Below are 23,253 nucleotides of genomic sequence, written 5' to 3' on the forward strand. Positions count from 1 at the left end.
AAGCATTTTTAAGCAATATCTATGTACTTAACTACAAATAAATTAGAATAATAAACTCAATAATAAATGGCAAATACGATTTTTAGCTATACACTTCTACACTTGGGAGGTTAAAACTTGAGAAAAATAATTATTTTATTACCGTTATTTATAACTTGTTGTTTCTTAAATAGTGATGATATTGCAAATATCAAAATTAAAGCTCAACAAGCACTTATGCACAAAGATATACAAGAAGATCTCTTAAGTGATGAAGAGAGAGCAAAAAAGCTTTTAAGTGATAAAGACGCAGAGCATGCAGCATTAATAAAAGAATATTCAAAATTTGAAATACTTGAAGGTACTACTGAAAAATGCATGTGTCTAATGTGCTGGTGGTGTAGCTGTCCAAAAAAATGTCATATCACTTGGACGAAAATTAAAGCCAAAGACATTATTGGGCAAGATGAAAAACCACTAGATGCATTAAAAAATAAGCTTAGATACTCATATTCAGTATCACCCATCAAGTATAATAATGCATACAGCAATTACGTTATGCCTTTAATATTATTTGAAAGCATGGATGAGAATATTGAAGTAACCTCATTTAAGCTAACAAATCATACAAGCCTAGACTTCAATAATAAGAGCGTTTTAGGTGGACTTACACAAGGCATACCTAAGGTAGAAAAATCATCTGAGGCGGGATATAAAAATGTATACCCTTATGGAATACTAAATGCACTAAACCCAACTGGTGGGGATGAATTAATATCTGCTTTTGCAGCTCTTTACGCAAATGGCAAATGGAACTTTATGCAAGCAGAAATAAAAGTTAAAGACCAAACAAACACAGAGACAACTCATAACATACTCTTAAGTGGTAAATTATTTAACGAATTTATGAAAACAGTTATATCAGCACATCAAGGCGCCACAACTGCAAATACCAAATTTAGAGTTCCAATTAATGATTAAAACACAATTAAAAAATTAAATTGCTAAATAACGGTTAAGTTTACATTCATTACTTACTCATTACTTAAGGCTAAAGGCAAGTTTAAACATACTTACTTAAAGTTTTACCTTAAGTAATGAATCTGCAATAATTTTTAACAAACTTGAATAACCTTAAACATTATTTAGAAATTAATTTGTTATTAAAAATTTATTTAAAAAAATTTAAATAAATTTGTTTTATAGCTCAAAATAATTTATATTATATAAGTCGGTAAAAAAATTTAATAATGTATCCTAAAAAATCAAAGGGGTAAAAGATGAGAAATATAATTATTTTATTACCAATCTTCATAACATGCCACATACAACATGATGATAATTTAAGACTTCAAAGTCAGGGTAAAAGCCCTAGACACACTTATAGATTAATTAATAAACCTAAGTTCAACGCAAATGGAATTACAAAAGAATATCAATATCAACCAGCTCCAATGAGCATATCTGAGGGTATTTTGGATGTATGCTTAAGCGTGATTCACTGGTATTGGGATAAGTCTATATGCCAAATTACTTGGGCAAAAACTAACCCACAAAATATTATTGGACCAGATACAAGACCATCATCAAGACTACAAGGTAAACTTAAATACTCATACGCCGTAGCACCTATTCAAAGCCATCAAGAATATACCAAATACGTCATGCCTTTAATATTATTTGAAAGCGTGGTTAGTAATATTAAAGTGCTTTCATTTAAATTAACAGATTACAAAAACCTAAATCTGGATTTTAGAGAAGGAAGCATGCAAAGCATAAGAAACAATGTAGCTAACCAACTAGAAAAATCAATTAAAGCATTAGGATATCACTCTGTATTTATTTGTGGCCAACTAGTAGCATCAGCTCCAAATGGAGGGAAAGATCTAATTAATGCTTTTGCTAATCTTTACAAGGATGGTCAATGGAGCTTTATGGAAGGGGAAATAACCATTCACGATGACAGAATTAATCAAACAAACACTTACACAATACTTCTAGACAGCGAATTATTTAATACATTCCTAAAATCAATAATAGCAAGGCATCCAGGAACACTCACTGCAAATGATCAATTTAGAGCACCCGTTAATTAAGAGTGCTAATATTGCAAAAAATCATTTAAATCGTATTACTTATAGACATTAAATATAATTAATATTATTATTTGATTTAACTATTTAAGTAATTGACATATATTCATAATCTAAATTACTTAAGGAAGAGTGGCAAACATTAACTATAAAAATTTTATTTGAAAGGATGCATAATGCGCAAGATACTTATTTTATTGCCACTATTTATAACCTGTCACTTATTTCAAGGCAATAAAACACCCATTAAAGAAAATGAAGAAGATATTGATGAGAGAGAATATGAGACCGATTTAACCCACACCCAAAATCCAAAGCCTATTAAGAGAGAACGAATACATAGCAAACACCGCTTATTTGAATTATTTGAAGATTATTTAAATAATATTTGTCTGCAACCACCACACTTCCCACAAAAATGTAAAGTTCAAGTTTGTGGAATTACTTGGATTAAAATTAAAAGCAAAACCATTGTGGGCAAAGATAAAACCCCAATACCAGAATTAAAGAACAAGCTTAAATATTCATATGCAATAGCACCTATTAAATATAATGATGGATACAATGCAAATATTACACCACTCATATTAATTGAAATCTTTGATAGCAACATTGAAGTAGTCTCATTTAAATTAACAAATCACCCAGGCCTAGAATTAGATCTTGGCAAGAAAACATACGATCCCAATGCCATTTCAATAATTCAAACATTTTATGATGAAGTTAGGAATTCAATTTTAAGAGCAGCAAAATACAAAATTAAATCTTATGGGGGTGAAGACGTGCACCTTTATGGCATACTCAACATGCCCACAATAAGCCAACCTAGAGTAACTGGAAATGTGCAGTTAATATCTATTTTTGCGGATCTTTTTAAAAATAAACAATGGGAAAGCCTGCAAGCAGAAATCACCATCAAAGACAAAACTACCAATCAAGAGAAAACTTACCAAATACTTCTAAGTAGCAAAGTATTTAATGAATTTATAAAAACAACCTTATTAAGACACAAGGGAATAACTAATGTGCATCCCACATTGCAAGCTCCTGTTAAGGATGAATAACATTGGCAATAACTTAACCTAATGCTACTTAAAGTCTTATTAAATTTTATTAAATTTTAAATTTAACTTTAATAATCTTACATTCAGGGATAACAAATTTAAGGATTATCTTACAAAAACGTCAATACAAAATGCAATCTAATATTTATGCAAAACATCATATACTTGTCTTTTAAGTGGTATAAATATTTCTGAACAATCGGATAACTTAAGTGCCATATATGCTCCCTTATAACCATTATCACTACCACAAGCAATTTTCAAAGTTTTTAAATATTCTCTCTCCTTAACATCAAGTTGTACTTCAAAAGTATCTCTTTGAGAATCCCCACCTGCAAACTCATATATAGCCTTTAAAATTTCATCTCGTACTCTTAATGTTACAACTATATCAGCAATTGCCTCTCTAGTCTTAGAAGCACCAAGAATAACTAAAAACTCATAAAACTCATCATCACTGTAAGTACGTATACCCGCACCTTCTGCAATTGTAGGATCTGTTAATGCGCTTCTTAAAAATCTAACTGCTATTCTCTCTTCTCCTGATAGATTAAAATTCACAATTAAATTTTCTAATGAAGGATGGTCAAAGGCAAGACCAATATCAAGGTCACTGCTGGCAATATCATCAAAATCATAACCTACCCCCAAATTATTGACATATTCCTCATCATCACAACAACAAAATAAAACTATTAGCAAGATCAAAAGTTTGTAAGCCTTAATAACCTCCATCTTTTATGCCTCCTCTTACCATAAAAGATACCTCATTAATCATTAATTAAAATCAAAAATAATAACTTTATTTGTTATATAATAATGATAAAATACTATTTATAAATCAAATTAAAATAATCTCTTAAATTTAGACAATAAATACAAAGACAAATGGTACTAAAACATAAATAAAAATAAAATAAAAATCTCTTACATTACTTAAACAAACACCTAAGTTTAAGGGGTTTTAAACAAATTGATATTACTTGCGCACTAACCACAATGCTACTAATTAATCTACTGTAAACCTTATAAAACAACTGCAAATTTAAAAATAAATACAGCAAAATACAATTGATAATGTGCAAAAGAATGAGACTGCTAACACAAAGACACCGGTTATCTTAACTTCTGATGAGCAAAAAAAGTTTAACTCTTTAAAGCTAACTCTTTAAAGCATACTTTCACAAAAACAGTTGAAAAGATTGATAGCTGCAAACAATATAAAGACAAATGTACTAACTTACTTGGCTTAAGACATTTATAATTGTCTTAAAAGTGAATTCTCAGACAGCAAAAATCACGTTACAGGTCTAAAGGACTGTAAGAAATGAAAATATTAAAACTTAAGTACTTTAAAATAATAAATATCATAATAATTGGATTTATTGAATAATCCTGCTAGTTCATATTTACATAGCCTCTTCTTTATTAACGTCTTAAACAAACTCTATAACTATGTACTCAACAGAATAATTATTAAGAGTGCCTCAGCATAAAACAATATTTAAATTAAGCCTTAGACTTATCCTTAGGCTTAATCGCCCAGCGCAACAGTTATAAAACTCAAAAACAGAATACGTTTTACATCTCTTAGATCTTCAATCTTTTAGATCTCCAAGCACCCCTTGCAAGTAGATTTAAGTCACACCCGAAGTATTTCCCGTTGCAATAGTAGGGGCCCCACTGGCATTCACATAAGTTATGCTGCCAACACCATGTGTATGACTTTCAAATAATTTGCCATTAATGTATAAATTACCCTTAATCTGAATGCTATCAGCCTCAATAACTATAGATTTAACAGAAATCTTGGTATGATCACCCTCACATATCACATTCTTAGAACTAAAAGAAACATCATCACTTAAAATATCAAGTTCCTTTGAACTGAGGCTAAACTTATCTACATTAATGCCTGCATACTTACGATTTACTGCATTTAAAATATAAAAATAATGTTTATCAAAATAATTATTATCTCTCTCATCAAAGATATTAATACTGCTTTGAAGCAAGATTACCCTATCACCTTCCTTAAGCTCAAGTCGTAAGCATGAAATATTACGACTTTTAATATTTAAGTCCTCATACTCTTCAATTAAAACAATTCCTTCTTGGGTTTCAAAATCAAATTCCTTAATAACTCCAATTCGACAAATAAATACATTATCACGCAAACATTTCTTAACCATCTCTAATGCTAAATCATCACCTAAATTCCCCAACCTTCTAGCAATTTCATAAGCTTCCTTCATAAATTTACCCCATCCATAAAATATTAGATTCATCATAAAGCCTTAATTTTAATGTACAGTCACCTACATTGCTTAAACTCGCACCAATCTCTTGCACAATAGCCCTAATAACTCCCCCATGCCTATCTATAAACTCAACCCCATCTCCAACTTTAATCTTATCTGTAAAGAAAAGTGTAGCATTCCAAAAATTAATGGTTGATTTTCCTACAAATCTCACCTCTCTTTGTGGAATAAATAAAAGTGCAAAATCCTCAAGTCTTTTATAAACTCTCTGCCCGACTGGTCTATCGAAATTAATGAAAACAAATTTGGCATCAACTTTAAAATCCAATTCACCAACATCAACAAAAATTAAATGTACATATTTCCCAATAAGTTTTTCTATAAACTCTCTTAAAGTAGAGGCATAAAAACTCTCACTTATTATCTGCTTCCGATCTTGACTGCTCATACCAATAATGGCTTGCCCTGGGAACGCCAAATTTATTGCTTCCTCTATAGATCTTCCAATGTAATTCTTAGTATCAAGTTTTTTATCAAAAAAAGTATCGCTTGATAGCAGATAAACCTCATACTGACAAATAAAATCACCATTCTCAAAATCAAAATCCACAGGAGCACCCAAGTATCCAATCATAATAAACCTATAATCCAAATCACCCTCATGGGCAAACTTCTTATAGTATATTCTAGCAATATCTCCCTGCTTTAAAGACTTATTAAAATTCAAAGGCATATTAAATAACTGCAATCGTGCTTTTTTACATTGAAGCGAGCTTGCAAGGGAATACTCATTACTAATTACAATATTAATAATAGGCGCCCCTTGCTTTGTCTCTACTACAAGCTTGGGTTTCTGATACCTAATATCACTACTAGCACCATAAAACTCTATTTTAAAGTCATATTGAAATAATATCATAACTTCCTATATCTGCTCCAAATTAAAGAGCAACACTTACAATAACTCAATACTCATATCTAAAACCTAAACTAAATACTAATTATAAGCATAATAACATTAATTATCCCCGTCTGAATACCCTGATCTAAAATTAACAGGCTTCTCACCAAGCGGCCTAACAATAGGTCTTACAAAATTTGGTCTTATATCACTTCCTGGTCTTCTACGACTTGGTCTGGTACTGCTTGGCCTAATATTACCTTGTTTAACGCCACTTGGTCTAGTGGTACTTCTTGGTCTACTATTTTCTTGCCTAGCCTCACTTGGTCTTACTCGCAACCTTTGACTTGCCGCCGGTCTTTGCCCCCCCGGTCTTTGACGTCCCAAACTCTCATCATTATCCCCAACCATAGGTCGTCTCTCTGCCTGTTCATCACTGCCCCTAACCATGTCACTTGATCTCTCGCTTACTTGTCTTTGGCTCTCAGGTCTCTCATAACCATTCCTTGTAACGCCTCTTTTAAAGTCATATCTATCCTTGCTGCCTTGACTTGATTGTCTTTGACTTGGCGGTCTTTGACTTGACTGTCTTTGACTTGACTGTCTTTGACCACTTGAACTGCCATTTGAAACACCTAATTTTACACCAAGTTTTTGTTTAACATAACTCTCCACAAAATCAATCTCTCTAAGCTGCAGCTTAATGAATAACTTGGTATAATCCGGATTTTTAATCCAAGTCTTATTACTAAAACTTAAAACTCTATGTCTATACTTGCCAAATGCATTTTCCATAGGGATTTCTATTGTTTCTTTAAACCTATTATCAGTCTCGGTAAAAACATCATCATCAAAATACTGGCCATATTCTCTTAAAAATTCATCTTCTACCTGCAAAAACAAATCATCCCGTATCATATTTACAAGACACTTATAATAACCTTCAAGCTCTGCTATTCTTTGTAAAATTTTTTTTGACTTCCCATTTTTAGTCGGATCATCAACATTAACTAAAACATCATCCACAACCTCATAACTTGCTTCATAAGCTTCCTCAATATCTTGCTCAAAATTCCAATTGGCAAAATCAAAAGGCCTTAAAGGTGCTGCACCAAGATTAAAAAATAAAAATAATGAAAATAATGAAAATAATAATACAATATACCTGAATTTAACCATAAACATTCTCCTAAATATAAATTACTATATACTTATATTCTAACCTTTATATGTAAAAAAATTAAAAGTTTTTACTATTTTAATTTGTAAACTAATATCAAGCTCGTCAATAAACGACGTACTCTTGATTTTTAAAGAATTGATAATGGCCGTTTCATGAAATCCTATTGAAGGACCATAAATGGTATAATAAATACCAGCTTTAAATTTTTCCCTAAACTGCATCTTTATAAAATTAGAATCAAACTCTAAAGCACTATTTGCAAAAGGCGTTGTCTTTAAATTCTCGATTAAAATTTTATCATAAATAGCAGATAAAATCGCATTAGAAATACTAATTATCTCAGGATTTGCCGTAACATTATAACTTACAAATTCACTACGCCTGGTATTAAGATTAATAATGGCTCGCTGACTACTGATACTACTTAAATTTTCCTCAATTGCTCCCAATTTTGGAAATATGAAAAATACTTGCGGCAAATATGCAAGTCCCTTAAAATCAGGTCGAGGAAAAATCGCAATAAAATTTGATGAACTTGAGAGACTTAAAACGTGATTTACAACCTCCCTAATAAGTAATGTTACATCTTCGAACATATTAAATATCCTTTAAAACTCTTTAAGGCATTCGTGAAATTTCGCTGCCCATCTTATAATCACTCATATTATTTTGCGAAGAAACACCTTGCATGTTTATAGCGTCTGCTAAAGCATTAATAGCACTCTCCATATTAGTAAAATAAAAACCTAAAGGTTCTACAATACTCTTATCTAAATCTATGCGACAAGCCCAACTTAAAAAGTCTCTAACCTCTTCTAATAGCATATGTATATCATCACCACCCACATCATTAATAGGTCCAAAACTGTTTGGTTTGAAATCGCTTGTAATTGACCCTGAACGAGCATCACTTAAGTTTGAATTTAAGTTTGAACTTAATCCTGAACCTAATCCTGAATTTAAATTTGAATTTAAATTTGAACCTAGACCTGAACCACCTGCACTTAAGTTTGAACCTGAACCTAATCCTGAATTTAAAAGCACATCCCAAAGACGCTGCTTTAATCCCCCACTCATTCCCGTACCTAAAACCCCAGAAAGGTTTTCTTTTATATCTTTTATATGAGTTAAATCAGTCGAAGATAAATTCCCCTCATCTTTTTTTAATAAATCATAAACAACAGATACAGCATCATCATTAGAATCAAACTGCCTGCTGCTTCCCTTTAAATCACTTGCAAGTTTAACTGCATCAAAGAGTGCCTCAGGAGTACTCTCTGGTAATAATGATTTAAAACCACAAGTCTTACGAATAAAATCATTCATATCTACTTGAGTATCAAATTTACCTGTTCTTGCAAGCGTACTTTCAATTCCTCTACTCTCAAAATCACTATAAGTTACATCATTAATTCCACAAGCAACATTACCTCCCAAATACCCCAAATTATTAGGAACTACTAGAGAATCTAAATTACTCTTAGATTTAAAAATATTTGAACCTAGAATACTTGTATTTAAATTTAAATTTGAACTTAAGTTTGAACTTAAATTTGAACTTAAGTTTGAACCATCACCAGATAAAGGAAAACTTGACATACTTGCAGGCTTTTGAAGCTTAAAAGACATTAAATCTGAAAACATCAGTTTAATTGAATTACCATCTAATTTCAAATCTTCACTTCCTTTAAAGTTTAAAGCTTGCATAAAATCTTTAGGAACATCAACTTCTTGCAAATCAACATCAATACCTGGTAACTCAACTCTAAATTTATCACTCATAAAATTATTATTTAAAATATCCTGCAAACCACTAACTACTTCAGGCTCAACTTCAAGAGAAGCCATCTGTTTCTCTAGAAACTCACTACTACCTGCAACCTTTAATTTAAGTTCATCTAAAAGTTCATCTAGAGTACTATTTAAATTCCTACCCAAATCACTACCAGCTAACTCACCAGCATCACTACCTAAATCACTACCAGCATCACCACCCAAATTGGGCTTAAAGAATATATCCTGCTTTGCACGAGCAAATTTACCTAAATTCATATACAAAATCTCCTATAAACTTGAAATCAAAAAATTTTCATACATTTCCTTTTTAAGCTTGAAATTAGCAATTTTATTAATTTCTAAAAGTTCAGCGTATTTAAATCGCTTAACCTCATCCAAAGTGCAAACTCCCATTAAAACGGGGAAATAATATTTGCAAGTCTCACTTCTTAAATACTTCAAATAATCAAAATATTCATTTAAAATTGCACTACGATTCATAAACTGTCCTTAAAAATTTAGTCTATAAGTTTAAATTAATTCAAACCCAACACTACCCAGATACCAAGTCTTTGTAATTCCACCTATCATCAATATGCGGATATTTAATAAAAGTCCCATTAGCATCTTGAGAACTCTCAACATAAACTAAACTGGGCTCTTTAAGTCCTGCAAGTTTTTCTACCAAAGAATACTGAACAGCAAAGAAAATAGTGGGAAGCTGATATTTATATAAAAATGAATGCTCCCTGTTAGTACTAATGATTTCGTAAAATTCATCAAAAAAAGACTGCGATATCATTAAAGAGCTTATTCTCTTAAGCACAGGTAAACTATTAAGTTCTCGTCTTAAAGTTTCTTGACTAGCATCAAATCCTAAAATAGAATCCCAATCATACATAGAAATATCCCTTAAAATATATCCATAAGTCTGAAATTTAGTTAAAATCTTTAATTTATATCTCACAAGCCTAACCCCTTTCAATCTCACAATTGATTGCATGAATTACAAAATTGACAGCATCACTATTACTTGTATAACTACGACTTGGCACCTCAGAAAAAAATGCACTATTAGATACAATCTTAAGTCCCATCTGATCATTAAATACTAATGGTTTAAGTTTATCTTTTTTCGACGTCGAAGAATAAAACTGCTCATTGCTAAGTTTAGTTAAAACCTTATAATCAAATGAGCCTTTGGTAATCTCTAGATTGAATATATGCGTAATAGTCCTAGGATCCCTGAAACTTGGAATTGGAATATTCCTCTCCTCAGTACTAGCAGTTGCCATCACATTTGGAGAGGTTGAATATTGTAACTTCCCCCTATCTATGAGCATACCTGCAAAACTAAAAAATACTAAATCTAATGAATAATAATCCTTCATTAATCAGCCTCCCTTCTTAAATAATCATTAATATCATCACTACTTATGTTTAAAACCACACTCTTGAAGCTATCATTGTATTTAATACGAATGGATAAACTTAAACCCAAAACATTATCTGCCTTTAGTCCAAATTTAATGTCACCAAAAGATACAATAAGTCCCCTTTCTTTAAATTCTTTAAATAAACATTCAAGACCTGCTGTATAAGCATTAGGTCTCCCATCAGCAAATTTTAATTGGCTAAGCTTACTATTTTGTCTATTATTTCTGTTCCAAATACGAATAAGTTCACGTGTTGATTCATTTTTTAAAAGATAATACGTAAATGCCTCATCAATTGGACTACCTGAACAGTCTACCCCTTCTTTGAAAGCTAAAACCCCATCATGGCCCGTCTCATTAAGAAGAGAATAAAAATTAATATTATCCCGTCTTAAATCATTAATTAAAGTCGCATCATAAATTGGTTTTGATCTTAATGTAATCCCATAAGGATTAGTTGCATGAAAAATACTAGCTTCATGCAAATATTTAGCTGCAAACTTAAGATGCAAATTATCATTACCACTATCATACATAAAAATGGCCCCATCCCTCTGACTTACAGGAATAGCCTCTAAAAACTCAGGCAGCCTATGAAATTTAGTTGAGAATAATACAAATTTCGAAAAACCCTTTACAGCATCATAATCAGCTTTAAACATTTCTCTTACTGGCTCTACAAATACCACAAATGGATGTATATTTTTCTTTAAAAATTGAACTATGAACTTTTTATCTTTATAAATAGAAAAATTAAAAGACTTAAGTCCATCTTCACTAAAAAAATCACTAAAACTTTTTGATAAAAACTCACGCTGAGTAGTAGCTAATTTAATCTTATCTTCATCACTCTTAAACTCTCCCTTAACTTCAATAGATTCTAAAGTCTCTTTAAAAGACGCAACACTTAAAACAAAATGTCCCTCACTTAAAACGTCGCTCTTATAAATAAGCAAAGGATTATAATAACCAATGCTATCTAATTTAACTGTATCTTCAATTAAATTAACATTAATTGTATCTTGTGGCATGTTATCTCCTATTTTTAAATTTAATTTTTCATTTTAATCTTTAACTTTAATCTTTAATTTCAATCACTTGTATATCTGCTCTGTAAGACTGAGTTAACCCCAAAATGCCTATTCTTTCATTACAAGAAACATTAACAAAACCTCCATCTATCAAATCACCTGTGGATTTTAAGTAATAATTTAAAGATAAATCATACTCACCTTCTAGTGGCTTTTGAAACTCAAATTTAAAAGAATTCTCATGCAAAAAATCCAAGAAATATTCATAAACTTTATGCAAATTAACATAAATCCTAAATTCACCAACATCCCTTACAAATCCTAGAAAACAAAGAGTAAACTTTAAGCCAAACTCATTAACATTAGAATAAAAACTTCCACTTCTTAAAACCCTAGGATCTAAGCAATCAAAACCTTTAAAGTTTATGACCACAATGTAAGAATAATTAGCTTTTAAATCACTTAAATACAGACGATTATAAGAATTTATAATCTCTAACTTTAAAGAATGACGTTTTAAGTAATCCTTAAAAGAAAGGAATATTTTTATTAAAAAAGTTTGTGATTCATGTAAATTAAGCAACACAAATATTCTCCTTAAAGGCAATACTAAACTGCCAAAATATTAAAGCTTCCTTAGCATTAAAACGGTATAGATGATCCTTTCTTGCAAGTACACATTACAATACTTACTTATACTTACAATCTCCATCAAATCATCATCCACTTGTACCTGATCCTCCAAATCAAAATCAACCTTATTCAAGGTATAAACCTTGGCATAAATTTCTTTTGTGAATATATTTGAACCGAAAAGTTCAATATTATCTTCACCCTTAAATAAAAACACGCCATCAAACTTAATAGAAGTCTCTTTATCGACCTTCCGCTCATAAGAAGCATTGCTTTTATTCCTAATTAAACTTTTCTTAAATAAAAACATTGGCCTTGAATACCTTGTAATATTATCAGTTATAGCTAAATTAAGACCAATCATCATACAACCCCTATTAATGCCCTCTTGCAAGCCTTAATTTCTTCTACAAGATTACTAAAAGCAACGCAAAAATCTTTACTTAAAGCCTCATCACGTAATACGTAATCTGAATATTCCACCGATATCTCATTTAATCGCTCAGACTTAACTTTATTAAAATCAAAACGTAAAAGCTTGCCTCTTTTCTTAAGTTCACACCCAAGAAAATAATAAATAAGTAAAAATACCTTGCTCATACTTAAATCCCCAAGGCCTAAACCTTTGCTAAGCAAAACATCCTCAAGTAATTCCACATATACATTAAATTCTTTAAAATTAAGCTCATCAGAACTAAGCATCAGTAGACTTAGTACTTTAGCATAAATCTTATCTAAATCATTATCCATCTCAGGCCCAATCTATCTTAAGTCTAAGTATTGATTCTTGACTTGCAAGAATGCTGCCAATAGAAAAGTCTAGAAAACTAGTCCTAAAATTACTACTTGACATCTGTGTATATGCATTTAAAATCGGAGGATGTCCATCTTTTAATACCAAGAGCTTAGAACTTCTTGGATAAATTAACATCTCATCATTAAGTAAATTCGTAGTCTCAAGCTCAATATCAGCATCATTATTTATTGCCCTTAAAGAGTCAAATAACATGTCCTTATATGAATAATTATTATTACGTGGTCTCTCAAGCAAGCTAGCTTTAACTTTAGGTGTTGTTAATACCTTAAAAGGAACTCTTCGCTCATCTTCCAAATTGATCTTACCCACCTCAGCATTGCAAACCTTTATCAAATCTGAAGTTTGTGTGACCTTGACAGTTTTATCTATCTGCCCTGGAATATTTAGAAGTCCATACATGGTCTCGCGGTCTGCATCATCAACAAGAAGAGTTTTTTGGGTCTGCTTACTTGAAAAGCTTAAACCACCTCTTAAGTAATGCGAACTTAAAAGCTTATGTATCTCGGATAATGAATACCTAAGTCCTTCTCTCATATTAATATTATTAATTGCCTGAATATCTAATTTTCCATCAGGAGCATAATACGTAAAGGCATACTGAAATGGTAAATAATTAACAAGAACCACTTGTCTTTTAAACTTAATAGTAGCTACGGTACTAAAATCATTAACCTTAAGAGTTGGTAGATCTACTATGCTTGAATTCCACTTTATAACCCTTTCACTTGCAAGTGATATATCACTACTCTCTATTTGCTCATTATCAAAAAAATGATAATATTCAGGAACTGGTTTATCAAGAGACAGAGAATCCCTAATAGTATTTATAAATTCTTCATTATTAAATAAACTTTCACTCAATGTCTAGTTTCTCCTTAAATTTTTAACTAATTTTTTTAAATTTATATTTAATTAAATTACTAACTACCAAAAAACTTATGTAAAATCTTAGATATAACCATAACCTTTGCACCACAAAGTCCAGGCCTATCTTTAAACTCAGAAGCATCACTTAAAGCCATTGCATGCATGTAAGTAGCATCTGCACCAATCTTTGCAAGTACTCCCATACTACCAAAAACCAATTTATCACCAGCTTTAACATTAGCATTTGAGAGTAAAATACACTCAAAACTACTAGCAATTGATATAACTGTTGCTGTTTTTGTAAAATCATCATAATCTATGCAAATCCCATAAAGATCATTACCACCACCACGTGCTACGCGGGGTGAGTTTCCATTATCAATAACCAGTTTAACTCCACGTTTATAGCAGAAATCATCAGCCTGATAATTTTCAAATTTATCTGCTAAAGAATATAGCAACACTCCCCTATGGGAAAAATAAACATCAGATGCTCCAAACTGACTGGACTTATCAAAAACAGATGGATATGTGCTAGAATTTTTAAGCTGCTCTAAGACTGATGCTTGCTTATTTGCCTTTAAAGCTGCAAGTTCACGATCAAGTTTATTTTTCTCTCCAGTAAGTTTAGCTAAACTTGCCTCTAATTCAGATTTATCTGGCATAAATACTCTCCTTAAAATTTTTAAATTTAAATATTTAAATAACTACTTTAATAACTTAAGATTTAATATCATAATTTAACATTATAAAAGTCTTGCCTAATTTGCATCCACTCATTAAGCATTGCTTGTCTTAAATCTTTATAATCCTTTATTGTATTATTCGTATTTCGTAAATTTAATGCCTCTCTTGTATTACCCTTATTAAAGGTCATTAAACCATATGAATTATTACTGTTCTTAAATGTATCAATACTTGCAAGCCTTAAGAGTATATCCTTAGTCTTATCATTTAAATTTACAATATCAAGACTTCCTGCAACTGCCAGTATCTGCTTTTCATCAACATATTTTTTAATAAGCTCACATACTTGAATATCTAAAACCTCAACTAATGAATGCCCCGAGCTTAAAAGCTCTTGCGTGCTATAACTTAAACTTAAATTATCATCAGCAAGTCTGGTTATCCAAACAGCTCTACCTAGTAATTCATCATTATTCACAGTATTAGTATTAAGATTAGTATTAACAGTAGTAGCATTAACATTGCTATCAATAGTATTAATATTATTATTACTTAAACTCTGATTTGGAGAAATATCTCTTTTAAGTTCATCTGAAACTTTAATATCAGCGTTTTCCATTAATTAAACCTCCTTAAATCAAAATCTTAAATCAAAATGTAACTTACTCTTTAATATCTCAATCTCATCACTACTTAAAGAATGAGTCTTTATAATCTCTAGATATTTAGAATAAACATCAAGTAATCTTATGTCTCTTGATAATTTTTGTTCATCACTCAATACAGCTAAATCATTAAAACGCATATTAAGTCTGTAATGCTTATTAAGCTTAAGATTAACTGATAGTGCAACTGATTCTTGCACTGTATGCAAAAAATCAATATAATTAGCCCTATCTCCCTTGCCATCACTTCCCAAACCCTTGACCTGTTCATTAAAACTTCTTGTTAGTGGTTCTTTTGTGTCAGCACCAATTTTTGCTTTTACAAGTTCAAATGCATCCTTTAAAAATGAAAGATCGTACTTTATAACCTGTAAACTTGCGTTCTCATCAGCACTATAAACTATTCCCTCATTACTCAAACCATCCTTTATTTTCTCAAGCATACGATTAAGAGTAGCTTCAACCGTGCCTAAATCTTTATTTAAATTTAAATTACTATTAAAAAATGTAGAAAATAATCCCTTACCCTTAGCATCAAGACTAATCTGATTCTTAGCATCATGCAAAGTCTCCATAAGCTCAACTAATTGTTCATCTTTATAAAACAAGAAATTATATTGCCCAATGCGCCTTTCAATCTCTGAGTATATCTGTTCTAAAAGACAAATATCTAAAAGCAGGCTTTGAGTATAGACTGGAGTATGCTCTCCTAGTACATAATCAAAATTTTCATAAATTATAACTCGACTCTTATGCAAGATAATAGACGTACCATCATCTTGAAGATATTCTAAATAATTACTACCGTAATTATCTCTTATCCGCTTATAATCTAAATACTTAAATCCAACTGGTAACTCATCATTAACACTCTTGCTTAAATCCTCATCTAGCACCTTAGGCTTAATTAAAATATATCCTGCTCCATTAAACCTATAACTTATCATGGCTTCAAGAAGCGCTTCTTTAAGTTCTAAACTTAAAGGTTGCAAATCATTTAAATCAAGTGTGGTGGAATTTAAAAAATCTAATTTAATCCCAGATCTTAATGCATCTTCTGCTGAGTTTTCTATGTAATTCCTAAAAAATAATGAATGTCTGTAAAGTTTTAATGGGTCGATTGAATATTTATTAAATAATATATTTTCAAAATTATTTATACCTTTTTTAAATATCATAAATTTATTATATCAATAATAATTAATAATGTAAACTAAATATTATTTAATAATACTTCTAAAGAATATTTAAATAACTCTTACTCATAAAATAAGTAAGAGCCTACTTAAGATTTTATTTAGATTCTACAATTTTAAATTTTTCCCAAGCTTCTATCTGATCTATAAGATATAATTCATCTTCATCTATTCTTCCAACCACATTAACAAGTCCATTATTAGGTGTATCTTTAAGTGCTATTTGAAATTCTCCACTATATCCTAAATATTCTGAAGAATCTATTAATAGATCGCCTCTTTTAATCGCCGCAGGTGAATGTACCATAAAGTTTTGACCCTTGTAGTAATTCCTAGGCTGACTTGACCTAATTCTATAAGAAGTCAGATCTCCTCTATTAAAGTGCAAATTGTCTAAGACTACCTCTCTTTCTAAAGGAGTTATCTTAGGATTTAATTTGGCTTTAAGTTCAAGTACATACCTATTAACTCTAGATACTTTTTTTAGCTCTAAATCACTTGGAAAGCAATTTGAAATTAATACAGCATCCATTCCTTCTCTAAAGAGATCTTTAGTTTGAATCTCAATATCTTTATTTCTATGTTCTTCTAATGTTGGGACACCATCTTTGTTAATTCCTCTTACATCTTCTTCTGCTACAGTTGAAGTTACAAATGCAGCTGTTGGTACCGAGTTATGCTTAAATGCTTGTGTTTTTTTTCTAAAAAACTCTCTTGAGAGACCTGTGTATTTATGAGGATAAAAATTATGACATCCAAGTAAATTATCCTTATTTGGCTTAAAAAACATTATTGTATTCATATGATTGTTAACACTAGTCATATTTAATTCAATTTTTAAGTCATGATCATTAAAGGTCATTAAGGCTTCTTCAATTCCTGTAAATGAATCGTCAAGTCTAATCCCCCATACCCCAAGTTTTTTGAAATAATCAAGTTTATAACAATTTCTCAGATCCCTTAAATCAATATTAAGTTTCCTAAAAATTTCAGGAGTAACATCTACAACTGCCTTCATATTATATTGTCTTGCCACATCAAGCACTTCCTTAAAGGCAATAAATTCATCCCCATCAATATAAAGTAGCGATGTAAATACTCTCGTAAACCCCAAAGATGCACTTTTTTCAATATACTCCTTAATTTTACTTTTTGAACTTACAGTTGGATATATCGATATTCCTATTTCTCTCATTTTCTATCTCCTAAACTTTATTTGCAGACAATGCATTAATAGCGAGCTTCAATACATTCTCACCATTCATTGTTCCATAATCAATTGTATTTATTAATTCAAGGGGAATCCCTTTTGGTTTTGTGATTTCTTCTAGTTTGCCTTTTTTAAATCTTATTTGTGGCGCTACCAAAGCAATATCAAAATTATCAATTATTTCAATAAATTTTGCTTCTGCTACCGCATCGATATTTGCATCTATATTATTATCTTTAGCATATTTTGCCATTCTTTGCATTAACATACTAGTAGACATACCAGCACCACATACGAGTAATATATTCATAATTCCTCCTTATTTTTTAAGTTCGTTAATCACCTTATAAACAGTTATTAATTCCTCAAAAATACTTAAGTCAGAAACTGCTGACATCAAATGATCCTCAGCATGAATTAAAATAAATGGTATTTTAATAAACTCTGGATTTGTTACTGAATATTGCACCACATCTTTATGTGCATCATATGCCTTTGCAAGGGACGACCTACTCATCTCCATCATTTCTTGTGATTTTTCATAATCCCCAGCTTTAGCTGCACCTAGCGCTTCTCTTAAAAAGCTTTTAGCTTCCCCAGCATAAGCCACAACAGGCATACTTACATTATCTATTAACTCTTCGGTTGTATATTCTTTATTCTTCATATCTTTAAACTATAGAAATATAGTATTTATATATTAACATGTTATGATTAATAAATACAATTATTATTAATAAATTAAATTAAATTAAACTTAATTAAATTAAATTATTAAATGAGGAGATTTTTATGAACTTTCAAGAATTTATTGAAAATAAATTAATGCCTATTGCAAGCAAAACCGCTTCAAATAAATACTTAAGTGCCATCAAAGATGGATTTATAGCATCAATGCCGTTTTTAATAGTAGGGTCTTTCGTACTCCTTTTAGTTAATTTACCGTTAGTTGATCCTAATAATTTTTTATACCAACAGTGGTATGTTGATTTGATGAGCAAATATAAAGCAAATCTTATTCAACCATTTTATGTAAGTATGGGAATTATGACTATCTTTGTGTCCTTTGGCATTGGATATAGTCTGTCAAACGCCTATAAGATAAATGGTATTACGGGCGGTCTTTTATCTCTCTTCACATTTCTCATTTTATGCGGTCAATCAGATCAGATACCTTATGGAGGAGATGTACCTAAATGGGCCATTTTGCCTGGAGCATCGTTTCCCATTATTGATGCTAGATATCTTGGTGCACAAGGAATATTTACAGGTATTATTGTTGCCATTTTATCAGTTGAACTTTATAGGTTTTTAGTGAGCAGAAAAATAATAATTAAGCTCCCAGAAAGCGTTCCTCCTGCGGTTGCAAGATCATTTGAAGCTTTAATTCCTGTCATTTTACTTACAATTATTGCTCAAACTATAAATATTGCGGTTCAAAGCACAACTGGTACTCTACTCCCAGAAATAATGATGAATATATTCAGACCAATGCTAAATATTAGTGATTCTTTATTTGGCTCTTTAATGATTGTCTTCATAATTCACATATTTTGGTTTTGTGGTATTCATGGGGGTGCTCTGGTTTCGGTCTTTTTAAGTCCAGTAAGTTTAACTAATCTTGAAATTAATGCAAGAGCTTTGTCAAATAATCTCCCACTTCCTCATATTTTATCTGGAGGATTTCTTGATGTGTTTGTACATATCGGTGGAAGTGGAACAACTCTTGGACTTACTATTGCCATGATAATGAGCAAGGTTCCACACCTAAGGAATATTGGTAAAATTGCACTAGCTCCTGGTATTTTTAATATCAATGAACCTATAATCTTTGGTGCTCCAATTGTTTTAAATCCTATCTTAGGTATCCCTTTTATATTAGTTCCATTAATAAATACAACTATTGCGTATTCACTAACAAATTTTGGAGTAATTGAAAGAGTTAGCACTTTAATGCCCTGGACAACCCCAGCAGCACTAGCAGCTTTTATTTCTACTGGACTTGATCCTAAAGCTCTTATATTATCTTTGTGCTCATTAGCGCTCTCCGTATTGCTTTATTTGCCTTTCCTAAAAGCTTATGAAAAAGTACTCTTAAGACAGGAAAAAACACATAATAAAAAAATTACAGTAGGCAAAAAAAATAATAATTAACATTAAGTTGCTTAAAAATTAATTAGATTAAAGGAATAAATTGGACTTAAAGATTAATAAAAATTTAAATGAAAATTTAATTTAACAAATTAATCTCACATTCAATAAAAATTGTCATTGTTTGGTACTAGGACACAAAAACATAATGTTTATGTGTCCTAAAGACCCCGGATCCTTAACTCTCGCATACTAAACATGTACCTTGCTTTCCAAACAATAATCTAGATATGAAAATCAAAATATAAGCATTGTTGTTAATCCCGCTGTTTGGAATTTTCAAATAAATATTAAAAAAATTGATGCTCAAAGTACATACTTAAAATAGTTTATTTAAATTATGCCTATTAAGGCACTCTCTGTCGCATTTCACCTAGAAAAGCATTATGAGCTGTGTCCTTAATGCTTTCAAATTTGTCACCATCATCATGATTTATCATCATGCCATATATCTGATCAACAGTATCTCCACTACCAATCAATTTTAAAAAACCTGAATAATCTGCATCAATAGCAGCAAGATCTGTATTAAATTTATCTTTATTAGCTTGATCCTTTAAAGACTCAATAGCATCAACAGCACATTTTCGTACCCTCAAAGTCAAGAAAATTACTTTCACGCAGTTTTCAAGCCTGTCTTTACCCAAGTTAACTAATAAATCGTAAAATTCAGCATCAGTATAAGTCTTGTCATTCGGAGCTCCTACATTTGGATTAGTTAATGCTTTTTGAACATACAAAACAGCTTCCTTGTATTCATCAGAAAAATTAAAGTCATCTAATAAAACTAGAACAGGTGTTCTGGAATCCTTTGGTTTTTTTATTACATCGCCCTTTCCATGCTCACATTGCACACGCTTACACAAATCTTTATCTTTGAAGTTACAACTATTTAATAAAAATAATATTATTATCATCATAATTATTTTTAATTTATTATTATAAATACAATTATAAATATCCATAAATATCCTCCATCAATATTTAATTATACCTAATATATTTTGCTCATCTTTAATCTGTAAAAATTAAATACTATTCTTAAATACTATTCTTAAATAAGATTTAAATATTTAAGCCAAAAAATGCATAAAAAATGCATAAAAAGTTAATTTTAAATATCTTAAATCTTGGTAATAAATTTTAATAAACATAAAACCTAAAACTCATATTTTCTAATAAAATTATCTGTCTCTACAACAAATTCCTTATCATAATGTGTTGTTAGAGTAACTTTAATTTTGTCTCTAGCTTTAAGTTTTTCAATAAACCTCCTTCTAAGATGAATAGTAAAAGTATTATGCACTGACATTGGAAATATAAATTCTGCAAATTTATTATCCATTCCAGGCGCTTCCATCTGAAAATCTTTAACTTTAGCAAGTCGCTCCTCAAATCCATCATACTCAAATATGGATACTTATGCTTCTACACCATCAAAAACAACACTTTTAATATCTATTAGCCTAGGCTCAACCATGACAAAATCCAAAAAATAAATCGGATAAATCTCTTCCAGCATTTTTGTGTAATCATCCTCGATTCTCTTTAGCCTTTCCTTATAAGGCCCACTCATCTCCTTTTTAATTAAAACAATACGCTTTATGCCACCAAAATTAAACTCTTGAGAATATTCACTGTAACAAGAAATTGCATTCTCGCAAAATGACCCCGCCTCAGCTACAAGCAAAAATACACCCATCCAGCACAATAAACATAAACGACACATTACCTGAGTAACCATATATGCCTCCTTAAAGATAACAATATACTTAAATCAAATTTAAAAAGTTACCTTTTAAATTGTTTATTTAAAGTTCATTAATAAATTATAAATAAACAATTTATTTAAATTATGTCTACTAAGGTACTCTCTGTCGCATTTCATCTAGAAAAAGAGCATGAGCTGTGTCCTTAATGATTTCAAATTTGTAACCATCATCATGATTTATCACGCTACTATATATCTGATCAACAGTATCTCCATTGCCAATCAATTTTAAACAATCAAAATAATTTGCATCAATAGCAGCAAGCTCTGTATTAAGTTCATCTTTCTTGGCCTGATCCTTTAAAGACGCAATAGCATCAACAGCACCTTTTCGTACCCTAAAAGTTAATAAAGTTACTTTCGCGCAGTTTTCAAGCCTGTCTTTACCCAATTTAACTAATAAATCGTAAAATTCAGCATCAGTATAAATCTTGTCATCCGGAGATCCTACATTTGGATCAGTTAATGCTTTTTGAATATACAAAACAGCTTCCTTGTATTCATCAGAAAAATTAAAGCCATCTAATAAAATTTGAACGGGCGTTTTGGAGTCATTTGGTTCTTTTCTTTCATCTTGTTTTTTTATTGCACCACTCTTTTCATGCTCACATTGCACACGCTTACACAAATCTTTATCTTTGAAGTTACAACTATTCAATAAAAATAATATTATTATCATCATAATTATTTTTAATTTATTATTATAAATATCCATAAATATCCTCCATCAATATTTAATCATACCTAATATATTTTGCTCATTTTTAATCTGTAAAAAATTAAATACTAGTCTTAAATACCATTCTTAAATAATATTTAAATATTTAAGCCAAAAAGTGCATAAAAATGCATAAAAAGTTAATTTTAAATATCTTAAATCTTGGTAATAAATTTTAATAAACATAAAACCTAAAACTCATATTTTCTAATAAAATTATCTGTCTCTACAACAAATTCCTTATCATAATGCGTTATTAGAGTAACTTTAATTTTGTCTCTAGCCCTAAGCTTATCAACAAACCTCCTTCTAAGATGAATAGTAAAAGTATTATGCACTGACATTGGAAATATAAATTCTGCAAATTTATTATCCATTCCAGGCGCTTCCATCTGAAAATCTTTAACTTTAGCAAGTCGCTCCTCAAATCCATCATACTCAAATATGGATACTTATGCTTCTACACCATCAAAAATAACACTTTTAATATCTATTAGCCTAGGCTCAACCATGATAAACCCCAGAATATAAATCGGATAAATCTCTTCCATCATTTTTTTGTAATCATCCCTGCTTCTCTTTAGTCTTTCCTTATAAGGCTCAGTCATGTACTTTTTAATGAAAAAAATACGCTTTATGCTACCAAAGTCAAACTCTTTTGAATATTCCCTGTAACAAGAAAATTCATTCTCACAAAATGACCCCACCTCCGCTCCAAGCAAAAATACACCCATCAAGCACAATAAACATAAACGACACATTACCCGAATAAACATACATGCCTCCTTTAAGATAACAATTTATTTAAATAGAC

Annotated in this window: 26 protein-coding genes and 2 pseudogenes; 4 read left to right on the forward strand and 24 right to left on the reverse strand. The window is 30.5% G+C overall.

What is annotated here, in order from left to right:
* The first annotated feature begins 117 nt into the window (after positions 1–117).
* From bhDAH_RS06100 to bhDAH_RS06110, 3 genes are all read left to right on the forward strand, one after another.
* The gene (locus bhDAH_RS06100) at positions 118–960 is read left to right on the forward strand and encodes a S2/P23 family protein (protein ID WP_062705862.1); all 843 of its coding nucleotides are present in this window, start codon (positions 118–120) and stop codon (positions 958–960) included.
* Between the two features lie 299 nt (positions 961–1,259).
* Positions 1,260–2,075: a BB0158 famile outer surface lipoprotein gene (locus bhDAH_RS06105; RefSeq protein ID WP_020732415.1), complete on the forward strand. Its 816-nt coding sequence runs from the start codon at positions 1,260–1,262 to the stop codon at positions 2,073–2,075.
* Between the two features lie 173 nt (positions 2,076–2,248).
* Positions 2,249–3,136, forward strand: a complete 888-nt coding sequence (locus bhDAH_RS06110; RefSeq protein ID WP_062705865.1) for a BB0158 famile outer surface lipoprotein — start codon at positions 2,249–2,251, stop codon at positions 3,134–3,136.
* 138 nt (positions 3,137–3,274) lie between these two features.
* Here the strand turns inward: bhDAH_RS06110 and bhDAH_RS06115 are convergent, their stop codons facing one another.
* From bhDAH_RS06115 to bhDAH_RS06210, 20 genes are all read right to left on the reverse strand, one after another.
* Entirely contained in the window at positions 3,275–3,871 is a 597-nt protein-coding gene (locus bhDAH_RS06115) for a BTA121 domain-containing protein surface lipoprotein (RefSeq protein ID WP_226285704.1), read from the reverse strand.
* 902 nt (positions 3,872–4,773) lie between these two features.
* Entirely contained in the window at positions 4,774–5,391 is a 618-nt protein-coding gene (locus bhDAH_RS06120; protein WP_062705966.1) for a DUF777 family protein, read from the reverse strand.
* A gap of 4 nt (positions 5,392–5,395) precedes the next feature.
* The gene (locus bhDAH_RS06125) at positions 5,396–6,316 is read right to left on the reverse strand and encodes a DUF693 family protein (RefSeq protein WP_020732419.1); all 921 of its coding nucleotides are present in this window, start codon (positions 6,314–6,316) and stop codon (positions 5,396–5,398) included.
* A 99-nt stretch (positions 6,317–6,415) separates the two neighbouring features.
* Positions 6,416–7,477, reverse strand: coding sequence for a hypothetical protein (locus bhDAH_RS06130; RefSeq protein WP_020732420.1), 1,062 nt, complete (start codon positions 7,475–7,477; stop codon positions 6,416–6,418).
* A 39-nt stretch (positions 7,478–7,516) separates the two neighbouring features.
* Entirely contained in the window at positions 7,517–8,077 is a 561-nt protein-coding gene (locus bhDAH_RS06135; RefSeq protein ID WP_020732421.1) for a DUF792 family protein, read from the reverse strand.
* 22 nt (positions 8,078–8,099) lie between these two features.
* On the reverse strand, positions 8,100–9,533 hold the full coding sequence (locus bhDAH_RS06140) for a hypothetical protein (protein ID WP_062705869.1): 1,434 nt from the start codon (positions 9,531–9,533) through the stop codon (positions 8,100–8,102).
* 12 nt (positions 9,534–9,545) lie between these two features.
* On the reverse strand, positions 9,546–9,758 hold the full coding sequence (locus bhDAH_RS06145; RefSeq protein ID WP_020732423.1) for a DUF1322 family protein: 213 nt from the start codon (positions 9,756–9,758) through the stop codon (positions 9,546–9,548).
* 52 nt (positions 9,759–9,810) lie between these two features.
* A complete protein-coding gene (locus bhDAH_RS06150) occupies positions 9,811–10,224 on the reverse strand; it encodes a DUF1473 family protein (RefSeq protein ID WP_020732424.1) in 414 nt (137 codons plus the stop codon).
* Between the two features lie 4 nt (positions 10,225–10,228).
* Complete coding sequence (locus bhDAH_RS06155) at positions 10,229–10,648, reverse strand: DUF1463 family protein (RefSeq protein WP_020732425.1); 420 nt, start codon at positions 10,646–10,648, stop codon at positions 10,229–10,231.
* Positions 10,648–11,724 carry a DUF787 family protein gene (locus tag bhDAH_RS06160; RefSeq protein WP_020732426.1) on the reverse strand — a complete coding sequence of 359 codons (1,077 nt, stop codon included), beginning with the start codon at positions 11,722–11,724 and terminating at the stop codon, positions 10,648–10,650. Before bhDAH_RS06160 ends, bhDAH_RS06155 begins: the two co-directional genes overlap by 1 nt.
* A 46-nt stretch (positions 11,725–11,770) precedes the next feature.
* Positions 11,771–12,310 carry a DUF764 family protein gene (locus bhDAH_RS06165; RefSeq protein WP_020732427.1) on the reverse strand — a complete coding sequence of 180 codons (540 nt, stop codon included), beginning with the start codon at positions 12,308–12,310 and terminating at the stop codon, positions 11,771–11,773.
* A gap of 39 nt (positions 12,311–12,349) precedes the next feature.
* The gene (locus bhDAH_RS06170; protein WP_020732428.1) at positions 12,350–12,721 is read right to left on the reverse strand and encodes a DUF1506 family protein; all 372 of its coding nucleotides are present in this window, start codon (positions 12,719–12,721) and stop codon (positions 12,350–12,352) included.
* A complete protein-coding gene (locus tag bhDAH_RS06175) occupies positions 12,721–13,107 on the reverse strand; it encodes a DUF3890 domain-containing protein (RefSeq protein ID WP_020732429.1) in 387 nt (128 codons plus the stop codon). Before bhDAH_RS06175 ends, bhDAH_RS06170 begins: the two co-directional genes overlap by 1 nt.
* A gap of 1 nt (position 13,108) precedes the next feature.
* Positions 13,109–14,035 carry a hypothetical protein gene (locus bhDAH_RS06180; RefSeq protein WP_020732430.1) on the reverse strand — a complete coding sequence of 309 codons (927 nt, stop codon included), beginning with the start codon at positions 14,033–14,035 and terminating at the stop codon, positions 13,109–13,111.
* A 59-nt stretch (positions 14,036–14,094) separates the two neighbouring features.
* Positions 14,095–14,706, reverse strand: a complete 612-nt coding sequence (locus bhDAH_RS06185) for a DUF228 domain-containing protein (RefSeq protein WP_020732431.1) — start codon at positions 14,704–14,706, stop codon at positions 14,095–14,097.
* A 68-nt stretch (positions 14,707–14,774) separates the two neighbouring features.
* Positions 14,775–15,347 carry a DUF1357 family protein gene (locus bhDAH_RS06190; protein ID WP_020732432.1) on the reverse strand — a complete coding sequence of 191 codons (573 nt, stop codon included), beginning with the start codon at positions 15,345–15,347 and terminating at the stop codon, positions 14,775–14,777.
* Positions 15,348–15,365: 18 nt separating this feature from the next.
* Complete coding sequence (locus bhDAH_RS06195; RefSeq protein WP_020732433.1) at positions 15,366–16,571, reverse strand: anti-CBASS protein Acb1 family protein; 1,206 nt, start codon at positions 16,569–16,571, stop codon at positions 15,366–15,368.
* Between the two features lie 115 nt (positions 16,572–16,686).
* On the reverse strand, positions 16,687–17,784 hold the full coding sequence (locus bhDAH_RS06200; RefSeq protein ID WP_020732434.1) for a DUF871 domain-containing protein: 1,098 nt from the start codon (positions 17,782–17,784) through the stop codon (positions 16,687–16,689).
* A 10-nt stretch (positions 17,785–17,794) separates the two neighbouring features.
* Positions 17,795–18,109, reverse strand: coding sequence for a PTS sugar transporter subunit IIB (locus tag bhDAH_RS06205; RefSeq protein WP_020732435.1), 315 nt, complete (start codon positions 18,107–18,109; stop codon positions 17,795–17,797).
* A gap of 9 nt (positions 18,110–18,118) precedes the next feature.
* Positions 18,119–18,466, reverse strand: a complete 348-nt coding sequence (locus bhDAH_RS06210; RefSeq protein WP_020732436.1) for a PTS lactose/cellobiose transporter subunit IIA — start codon at positions 18,464–18,466, stop codon at positions 18,119–18,121.
* Between the two features lie 125 nt (positions 18,467–18,591).
* On the opposite strand from bhDAH_RS06210, the gene celB reads away from it, so the two are divergent.
* Entirely contained in the window at positions 18,592–19,953 is a 1,362-nt protein-coding gene (celB, locus tag bhDAH_RS06215) for a PTS cellobiose transporter subunit IIC (protein WP_020732437.1), read from the forward strand.
* Between the two features lie 344 nt (positions 19,954–20,297).
* Here celB and bhDAH_RS06220 read toward each other — a convergent pair whose 3' ends face one another.
* The 4 genes and pseudogenes from bhDAH_RS06220 to bhDAH_RS06235 form a co-directional block, all read right to left on the reverse strand.
* A complete protein-coding gene (locus tag bhDAH_RS06220) occupies positions 20,298–20,915 on the reverse strand; it encodes a BTA121 domain-containing protein surface lipoprotein (RefSeq protein WP_062705874.1) in 618 nt (205 codons plus the stop codon).
* Positions 20,916–21,109: 194 nt separating this feature from the next.
* Positions 21,110–21,694, reverse strand: a pseudogene (locus bhDAH_RS06225) (hypothetical protein).
* A 118-nt stretch (positions 21,695–21,812) separates the two neighbouring features.
* Positions 21,813–22,436 (reverse strand): BTA121 domain-containing protein surface lipoprotein, encoded by a 624-nt coding sequence (locus tag bhDAH_RS06230; RefSeq protein ID WP_062705883.1) that lies wholly within the window; start codon positions 22,434–22,436, stop codon positions 21,813–21,815.
* Between the two features lie 194 nt (positions 22,437–22,630).
* Positions 22,631–23,215, reverse strand: a pseudogene (locus bhDAH_RS06235) (hypothetical protein).
* Positions 23,216–23,253: the final 38 nt, after the last annotated feature.

It is taken from the genome of Borrelia hermsii DAH (genome assembly GCF_023035675.1).
In the GTDB taxonomy this organism is placed as follows: domain Bacteria; phylum Spirochaetota; class Spirochaetia; order Borreliales; family Borreliaceae; genus Borrelia; species Borrelia hermsii.

What these genes read in the sequence shown, in the direction of transcription:
- bhDAH_RS06105 (WP_020732415.1), top strand. Translation starts at nt 1,260, where the DNA reads ATGAGAAATATAATTATTTTATTACCAATCTTCATAACATGCCACATA.
- bhDAH_RS06110 (WP_062705865.1), top strand. Translation starts at nt 2,249, where the DNA reads ATGCGCAAGATACTTATTTTATTGCCACTATTTATAACCTGTCACTTA.
- bhDAH_RS06115 (WP_226285704.1), bottom strand. Translation starts at nt 3,871, where the DNA reads ATGGAGGTTATTAAGGCTTACAAACTTTTGATCTTGCTAATAGTTTTA.
- bhDAH_RS06120 (WP_062705966.1), bottom strand. Translation starts at nt 5,391, where the DNA reads ATGAAGGAAGCTTATGAAATTGCTAGAAGGTTGGGGAATTTAGGTGAT.
- bhDAH_RS06125 (WP_020732419.1), bottom strand. Translation starts at nt 6,316, where the DNA reads ATGATATTATTTCAATATGACTTTAAAATAGAGTTTTATGGTGCTAGT.
- bhDAH_RS06130 (WP_020732420.1), bottom strand. Translation starts at nt 7,477, where the DNA reads ATGGTTAAATTCAGGTATATTGTATTATTATTTTCATTATTTTCATTA.
- bhDAH_RS06135 (WP_020732421.1), bottom strand. Translation starts at nt 8,077, where the DNA reads ATGTTCGAAGATGTAACATTACTTATTAGGGAGGTTGTAAATCACGTT.
- bhDAH_RS06140 (WP_062705869.1), bottom strand. Translation starts at nt 9,533, where the DNA reads ATGAATTTAGGTAAATTTGCTCGTGCAAAGCAGGATATATTCTTTAAG.
- bhDAH_RS06145 (WP_020732423.1), bottom strand. Translation starts at nt 9,758, where the DNA reads ATGAATCGTAGTGCAATTTTAAATGAATATTTTGATTATTTGAAGTAT.
- bhDAH_RS06155 (WP_020732425.1), bottom strand. Translation starts at nt 10,648, where the DNA reads ATGAAGGATTATTATTCATTAGATTTAGTATTTTTTAGTTTTGCAGGT.
- bhDAH_RS06160 (WP_020732426.1), bottom strand. Translation starts at nt 11,724, where the DNA reads ATGCCACAAGATACAATTAATGTTAATTTAATTGAAGATACAGTTAAA.
- bhDAH_RS06170 (WP_020732428.1), bottom strand. Translation starts at nt 12,721, where the DNA reads ATGATTGGTCTTAATTTAGCTATAACTGATAATATTACAAGGTATTCA.
- bhDAH_RS06175 (WP_020732429.1), bottom strand. Translation starts at nt 13,107, where the DNA reads ATGGATAATGATTTAGATAAGATTTATGCTAAAGTACTAAGTCTACTG.
- bhDAH_RS06185 (WP_020732431.1), bottom strand. Translation starts at nt 14,706, where the DNA reads ATGCCAGATAAATCTGAATTAGAGGCAAGTTTAGCTAAACTTACTGGA.
- bhDAH_RS06190 (WP_020732432.1), bottom strand. Translation starts at nt 15,347, where the DNA reads ATGGAAAACGCTGATATTAAAGTTTCAGATGAACTTAAAAGAGATATT.
- bhDAH_RS06195 (WP_020732433.1), bottom strand. Translation starts at nt 16,571, where the DNA reads ATGATATTTAAAAAAGGTATAAATAATTTTGAAAATATATTATTTAAT.
- bhDAH_RS06200 (WP_020732434.1), bottom strand. Translation starts at nt 17,784, where the DNA reads ATGAGAGAAATAGGAATATCGATATATCCAACTGTAAGTTCAAAAAGT.
- bhDAH_RS06205 (WP_020732435.1), bottom strand. Translation starts at nt 18,109, where the DNA reads ATGAATATATTACTCGTATGTGGTGCTGGTATGTCTACTAGTATGTTA.
- bhDAH_RS06210 (WP_020732436.1), bottom strand. Translation starts at nt 18,466, where the DNA reads ATGAAGAATAAAGAATATACAACCGAAGAGTTAATAGATAATGTAAGT.
- celB (WP_020732437.1), top strand. Translation starts at nt 18,592, where the DNA reads ATGAACTTTCAAGAATTTATTGAAAATAAATTAATGCCTATTGCAAGC.
- bhDAH_RS06220 (WP_062705874.1), bottom strand. Translation starts at nt 20,915, where the DNA reads ATGGATATTTATAATTGTATTTATAATAATAAATTAAAAATAATTATG.
- bhDAH_RS06230 (WP_062705883.1), bottom strand. Translation starts at nt 22,436, where the DNA reads ATGGATATTTATAATAATAAATTAAAAATAATTATGATGATAATAATA.